Here is a 6364-nt window from a genome sequence, read left to right as displayed (position 1 = left end):
GGCTTTTTGCTTTGTGCGCCCCGCCTCGTCAAATGGCGAACTTTTTCGCCAGGCCGTCCGGGCGGAGTTCGTCGTACTCCTCGAACGGCTGGTGGATCCACGGGCTCGTCGGCAGCAGCTCGACGTAGTAATCCGGCGTGTAGCTCGACACGCCCTTGGTCCAGATCACCGCCGAGCGCAGTTCGGCGATCGCCGGCATGCCGCGCAGCCGGTCGACCACCGCGCGCAGCGTGACGCCCGAGTCCGCCAGGTCGTCGACCAGCAGCACCCGTCCGGCGAGCTCGCCCTTCGGCAGGGTGATGTACTTCGCCATGTCGAGCCGGCCCTGGATGGTGCCGGCCTCGGCCCGGTACGAGCTCGTCGACATGATGCCCAGCGGCTTGTCGAACACGCGCGACAGCACGTCGCCCGGTCGCATCCCGCCGCGCGCCAGGCACAGGATCTGGTCGAACTCCCAGCCCGAGGCATGCACCTTGAGCGCCAGGCGCTCGATCAGCATGTGGTACTCGTCCCAGGACACGTAAAGGTGTTTGCCGTCGTCGGTCAGCATGTTCAAAGGCTCCAGGCGTCAGGCTTGATAGGGGTGGCGCAGCAGGATGGTGTGCTCGCGGTCGGGACCGGTCGATACCATGTCGATCGGCCGGCCGATGAACTCCTGCACGCGCTCCAGGTAGCGCCGCGCGTTCAGCGGCAGCGCATCCCATTGCGTGATGCCGGCGGTGCGCTCGGTCCAGCCCGGGAAGGTGTCGTAGATCGGCTTGCAGGCGACGATGTCGTCGGCATCCAGCGGCAGGATGTCGATGCGCTTGCCGTCCAGTTCGTAGCCCACGCAGACCTTGATCTCCGGCAGGCCGTCGAGCACGTCGAGCTTGGTGATGCACAGGCCCGAGATGCCGTTGATGATCATCGAGCGCTTCAGCAGCGCGGCATCGAGCCAGCCGCAGCGGCGCGGACGGCCGGTGACGGTGCCGCGCTCCTGGCCGACGGTCGACAGGTGGTGGCCGACCGTGCCGGGCTCGTTCATGTCGAGCTCGGTCGGGAACGGGCCGCTGCCCACGCGCGTGGTGTATGCCTTCGTAATGCCGAGGATGTAGTGCAGCAGGTCCGGCCCGACACCCGCGCCCGCCGCGGCGTTGCCGGCGACGCAGTTGCTGGAGGTCACGTACGGGTAGGTGCCGTGGTCGATGTCGAGCAGCGTGCCCTGCGCGCCCTCGAACAGGATGTTGGCGCCCTCGCGGTGCTTCATGAACAGCGTGTAGCCCACGTCGGCCAGCATCGGCTTGAGCTGCTCAGCGACCTTCATCGCCAGGTCGTAGATCGGCTGGAACTCCAGCGGCTTCGACTTCAGGTAGCCGCCCAGCGCGAAGTTGTGCAGCTCCAGCAGCTCGCGCAGCTTCTTCGCGAAGCGCTCCGGATGCTTCAGGTCCTGCACGCGCAGCGCGCGGCGTGCCACCTTGTCTTCATACGCCGGCCCGATCCCCTTGCCGGTGGTGCCGATCTTGCCGGCGCCGCTGGTCTCGCGCAGCGCCTCGCGCGCCTTGTCGACCTCGACGTGGAACGGCAGGATCAGCGGGCAGGATTCGCTGATGAACAGGCGCGAACGCACCTCGAGCCCGATGGCCTCCAGGCGCTCGATCTCGCCGAGCAGGTGCACCGGATCGACGACCACGCCATTGCCGATGTAGCAGGCCACGCCCTCGCGCATGATGCCCGACGGGATCAGCTGCAGCGCCGTCTTCACGCCCTTGATCACCAGCGTGTGGCCGGCGTTGTGGCCGCCCTGGAAGCGCACCACCGCCTGCGCGTGGTCGGTCAGCCAGTCCACCACCTTGCCCTTGCCTTCGTCACCCCACTGGGTGCCGACCACGACCACGTTGTGGCCGCCGCGTGTCTGTTCCATGTCTGTCCTGTCCAATGTCTCGAATGGGTGGATCGGCAGGCGGCGTCAGAGCGCTCRCACCTGCCACTGGCCGGCCTGCGCGACCAGCTCGCGGTCGCAGTCGAATTCCTGGCCTTCGTGTTCATGCCCCGGCAGGATGCAGACGACCGACTCGCCCTGCTCCCTCAGTTGCCGGATCGCGGCGCGCAGCGAGGCATCCTCGCCCCAGGGTGCACGGATCGCCGCCCGCATCGCCCGCGGCGGCGCGATCAGCACCAGCTCCTTCAGGTCGATCAGGCTGAAGCCGACTGCGGGCCGCGTGCGGCCGAACACCGCGCCGACCTCGTCGTAGCGGCCGCCGCGCGCCACCGCATCGCTGGAGCCGGCGGCATACACCGCGAAGCGCGCGCCGCTGTAGTAGTCGTAGCCGCCCAGGTCGGCCAGGTCGAAGCCGATGCGCACGCCGGCGTGGGCCTGCTTCAGGTGCTGCGTGAGCCACTGCAGGTCGTCGAGCGCCGCGGTGATCAGCGGCAGCGCGGGCAATTGCGTGCGGGCTGCCGCCAGCACCTCTTCGCCGCCATACAGCCGCAGCAGCGCCAGCAGGCCGCTGCGCGACGGCTCGGGCAACGACGCCGTGAGCTCGACCACGCTGGGTTGGTCCTTCGCGGCCAGCGCGGCATACAGCGCGGCCACCGCCGACGCCGGCAGGCCGCTGCCGGCCAGCAGCGCCCGCACGATGCGTGCGTCGCCCATGTCGAGCGTCAGCTGGTTCGCACCGGCGCGCTGCAGCAGGTCGAGCGCGAGTTCCTGGACTTCAAGGTCGGCCTCGAGGCCACGGTGGCCATAGATCTCGGCACCGAACTGCAGCGGCTCGCGCGTCACGTGCAGGCCGGCCGGGCGGGTGTGCAGCACCGGCCCGCAGTAGCACAGCCGGGCCACGCCCTGGCGGTTCAGCAGGTGCGCATCGATGCGCGCGACCTGCGGCGTGGTGTCGGCGCGCACGCCGATCGTGCGGCCGCTGAGCTGGTCGATCAGCTTGAAGGTCTTCAGGTCGAGTTCACGGCCGGTGCCGGACAGCAGCGATTCGATGTGCTCCAGCAGCGGCGGCATCACCAGTTCGAAGCCGTAGCTGCGAGCCCCGTCGAGCAGGTCTCGACGCAGATCCTCGATGCGCCGCGCCTGCGCAGGCAGGACGTCGGCGATGTGCTCGGGCAGGAGCCAAGCAGACGACATGTGAATCACCGGGTATTAAAAACGAGATTGTACCGGGGGGATGACCCACCCCCGAGGCGCTGACGCGCCTCCCCCTCGAGGGGGCGCCACCACTGGACCGGCGGAGCCGGATCCACGGTGGCCGTTGGATCCACGCCTGCCGACGCCGCGTTCAGCCCAGACAGAAGTAGAGCGCGATGAGTCCGGCCAGCATGCTGCTCAACCCGATGAACCGGATCTGGCCGTCAGACAGCCGGGTCGCTCGCTCGAACACCCGCCGCCAGGCGCCCGGGCTGATGAACGGCAGTACGCCCTCCAGCACCAGCATCAACGCCAGCGCGGCCAGCAGGGTGTCCGACATGAATCGCGCAGGTCACTCGGCGGCAGCAGAGGCGGCGTGCTTCTTGACGCGCGCCGGCGCCGCGGCGGACTCGCGCCCGGGGCCGCGCATCGCCTTGAAGAACTCGCCCGACGGATCGACCACCATCACGTCGGACTTGCTGCGGAAGGTTGCGCGGTAGGCCTCGAGGCTGCGGTAGAACTGGGCGAACTGCGGATCGCGGCCGAACGACTCGGCATAGATCGCCGACGCCTTCGCATCGCCATCGCCCTGCACCTTCTGTGCATCGCGGTACGCCTCGGCGACGATCACCTCGCGCTGGCGGTCGGCATCGGCGCGGATCTTCTCGCCTTCGGCCGCACCGGTCGAACGCAGCTCGTTGGCCACGCGCTTGCGCTCGGATTCCATGCGGCTGTAGACCGAGCTGGTCACGTTGGCCGAGAAGTCGACGCGCTTGATCCGCACGTCGATGATCTCGATGCCGAAGGCCTTCGCCTCGTCGGTCAGGCGCACCCGCACACCCTGCATCACGCGGTCGCGGTCGGTCGCGAGCATCGCCTGCACCGTGCGCTTGGTCACCTCTTCGTTGAAGGCGGCCTGCACGATCGGGCTCAGGCGGTTCTCGACATTGCGCATGTCGGTGCCGTTGTTGCGGATGAACTGCTTCGGATCGATCACGCGCCACTTGACCAGCCAGTCGATGACCAGGCTCTTCTTCTCGGCGGTGAAGATCGGGCGCGTCTCGGGGCTGTCCAGCGTCTGCACGCGGCGGTCGAGGAAGACCACGTTCTGCAGCGGCGGCGGCAGCTTCGCCTTCAGGCCCGGTTCGGAGATGACTTCCTTGATCTCGCCCAGTGCATAGATGACCGCGAACTGGCGCTGGTCGACGATGAACRGGACGGAGGACAGCAGCATCAGTGCCACCAGGGCACCGGCGACGAGCATGGCGAGTCGATTCATGGTGAGCTTTCTGCGGTTCTCTTCGCCGTGGGATCAGCGGCCGTCGCGGTCGCGGCTGCGCTGGCCGTCGCGCGAGCGGATGTCGACGCTGCCCGGGGTGCCGGCCGGGGCCTCGGTGGGCGTGGTGGCCGGCGCCGTGGTGGCCGGCACGGCACTGCCGACCTGCTGCATCAGCTTGTCGAGCGGCAGGTACAGCAGGTTGGAGTTGTCGCGCGTGTCGACCATCACCTTGCTGACGCTCGAATAGACCTGCCGCATCGTGTCGATGTACATGCGGTCGCGCGTGACCCCGGGCGCCTTCTGGTACTCGGTGAACACCTGGTTGAAGCGTTGCGCATCACCCTCGGCCGTCGCGACGACGCGGGCCTTGTAGGCCTCGGACTCCTCGCGCAGCCGTGCAGCCGTGCCTTGCGCCTTCGGGATCACGTCGTTCGCATAGGCCTGCGCCTCGTTCTTCGCGCGCTCGCGGTCGGCACCGGCGCGGAACGCATCGTCGAACGCGGTCTGCACCTGCTCGGGCGCCTGCACGCTCTGCACGTTGACGTTGACGATCAGGATGCCGGTGCGCAGCCGGTCGAGCTGGGTCTGGATCGACTTGACGAGATCGATCGCGATCGCATCGCGCTGCTCGTACAGCACCGAGTCCATGTTCGCCTTGCCGACGATCTCGCGCACCGCCGATTCGGCGGCCTGCTCGACGACGATGTCATCGGGGTTGCGGTTCTCGTACAGGTACGAGCGCGCATCCTTCAGCCGGTACTGCACGCTGAAGCGGATGTCGATGATGTTCTCGTCCTGCGTCAGCATCGACGAATCGCGCAGCCCGGTGGCCTGCACCACGTTGCTGCGGCCGATCTCCTTGGTGCGCAGCTGCGTGACCGGCACCGTCTCGTGGGCCTGGAACGGGTACGGGAAGCGCCAGGTGAAGCCGGCGTCGACCGTGTGACTGTACTTGCCGAACGAGGTGATGACCGCCTGCTGGCCTTCCTGCACGATGAAGAAGCCGCTGAAGGCCCAGATCAGCACGACCACGCCGGCGATCAGGCCGATGCCGATGCCGGCGCTGCGCATGTCGGGGCCGCCGCCATTGCCACCGCTGCCGCCGCCCGAGCCGTTCGAGCGCTGTCCGCCCTTGCCGCCGAACAGGCCGCTCAGCTTGCGGTTGAAATCACGCCACAGCTCGTCGAGGTCGGGCGGGCCGTCGCCGCGGCCGCCGCTGTTCAGCACCGGGGCCTGGACGCCGGAGCGCGCACCGCGCAGGCTGGCGAAGGCCGCGCCGCCCAGACCGGACAGCAAGGCCTTGGCTGCATGGGCCACGTCACGAACCTGCGAGGCGGGGCCGGCGGCAGGCAGAACTGGGTTGGAGCTCATGGTCATGTGGGTGTGCAGAGGATTCGGGCTCACGCTGCGGCGTCGGGCAGCTCGGACGGATCCGAGGGATACGCCAACGGCGGAGTTGAGGATGAATGCATGGCGTTCAAGTCGTCCTGCAGCGTGCCGGCCACCGCGGCCGACAGGATGCGGCGCAGTTCCGGCAGGCCGCGGCCGTCGAGCGCGCTGACGAAGACGCGTGGGACTCGCACGCCGCCTTCAAGTTCCAGCACGTCGGCGTGATAGCGGGGGTGCTGCGCGAATTCGAGCTTGTCGAGCTTGTTGTAGACCAGCACCTGCTGGATGTCGGCCGCGCCGATGTCGCCCAGCACGCGCTGCACCTCGGCCATCTGCTCGGCCAGCACCGGGCTCGCGGCATCGACCACGTGCAACAGCAGGTCGGCGTCGGCCGCCTCCTGCAGCGTCGCCTCGAAGGCCTCGACCAGCTTGTGCGGCAGGTCGCGGATGAAACCGACGGTGTCCGAGAGCGCGGCCGAGCGGCTGATGTCTTCGAGGTAGAGCTGGCGCGTGGTGGTGTCGAGCGTCGCGAACAGCTGGTCGGCCGAATAGCTCTTCGCCTTCACGAGCGCATTGAACAGCGT

Annotated in this window: 7 protein-coding genes; all 7 read right to left on the bottom strand. The window is 68.4% G+C overall.

Translation table 11 applies throughout. The features are described from left to right. Positions 1 to 28: 28 nt before the first annotated feature. Complete coding sequence (locus tag AC1D15_RS14430) at positions 29 to 550, bottom strand: phosphoribosyltransferase (protein ID WP_047502856.1); 522 nt, start codon at positions 548 to 550, stop codon at positions 29 to 31. 18 nt (positions 551 to 568) lie between these two features. Next, on the bottom strand, positions 569 to 1900 hold the full coding sequence (locus AC1D15_RS14425) for an adenylosuccinate synthase (RefSeq protein ID WP_465112312.1): 1332 nt from the start codon (positions 1898 to 1900) through the stop codon (positions 569 to 571). Between the two features lie 45 nt (positions 1901 to 1945). Continuing rightward, positions 1946 to 3112 (bottom strand): ATP phosphoribosyltransferase regulatory subunit, encoded by a 1167-nt coding sequence (locus AC1D15_RS14420; protein ID WP_477826526.1) that lies wholly within the window; start codon positions 3110 to 3112, stop codon positions 1946 to 1948. Positions 3113 to 3263: 151 nt separating this feature from the next. Continuing rightward, on the bottom strand, positions 3264 to 3452 hold the full coding sequence (locus AC1D15_RS14415; RefSeq protein WP_047502536.1) for a DUF2065 domain-containing protein: 189 nt from the start codon (positions 3450 to 3452) through the stop codon (positions 3264 to 3266). Positions 3453 to 3464: 12 nt separating this feature from the next. Further along, complete coding sequence (gene hflC, locus AC1D15_RS14410; protein ID WP_477826525.1) at positions 3465 to 4391, bottom strand: protease modulator HflC; 927 nt, start codon at positions 4389 to 4391, stop codon at positions 3465 to 3467. A 33-nt stretch (positions 4392 to 4424) separates the two neighbouring features. Next, a complete protein-coding gene (gene hflK, locus AC1D15_RS14405) occupies positions 4425 to 5768 on the bottom strand; it encodes an FtsH protease activity modulator HflK (protein ID WP_465112310.1) in 1344 nt (447 codons plus the stop codon). A 23-nt stretch (positions 5769 to 5791) separates the two neighbouring features. Next, positions 5792 to 6364: GTPase (locus tag AC1D15_RS14400; RefSeq protein WP_477826524.1), on the bottom strand; the 573-nt coding region annotated here is incomplete at its 5' end.

The organism is Rhizobacter sp. P2_H2 (assembly GCF_056403375.1).
Note: the sequence above shows the minus strand (reverse complement) of the source record. Positions and strands in the feature narration are given on the sequence as shown.

Coding starts and splice junctions, on each gene's coding strand:
- AC1D15_RS14425 (WP_465112312.1), bottom strand. CDS start 1,900: ATGGAACAGACACGCGGCGGCCACAACGTGGTCGTGGTCGGCACCCAG.
- AC1D15_RS14415 (WP_047502536.1), bottom strand. CDS start 3,452: ATGTCGGACACCCTGCTGGCCGCGCTGGCGTTGATGCTGGTGCTGGAG.
- hflK (WP_465112310.1), bottom strand. CDS start 5,768: ATGACCATGAGCTCCAACCCAGTTCTGCCTGCCGCCGGCCCCGCCTCG.
- AC1D15_RS14430 (WP_047502856.1), bottom strand. CDS start 550: ATGCTGACCGACGACGGCAAACACCTTTACGTGTCCTGGGACGAGTAC.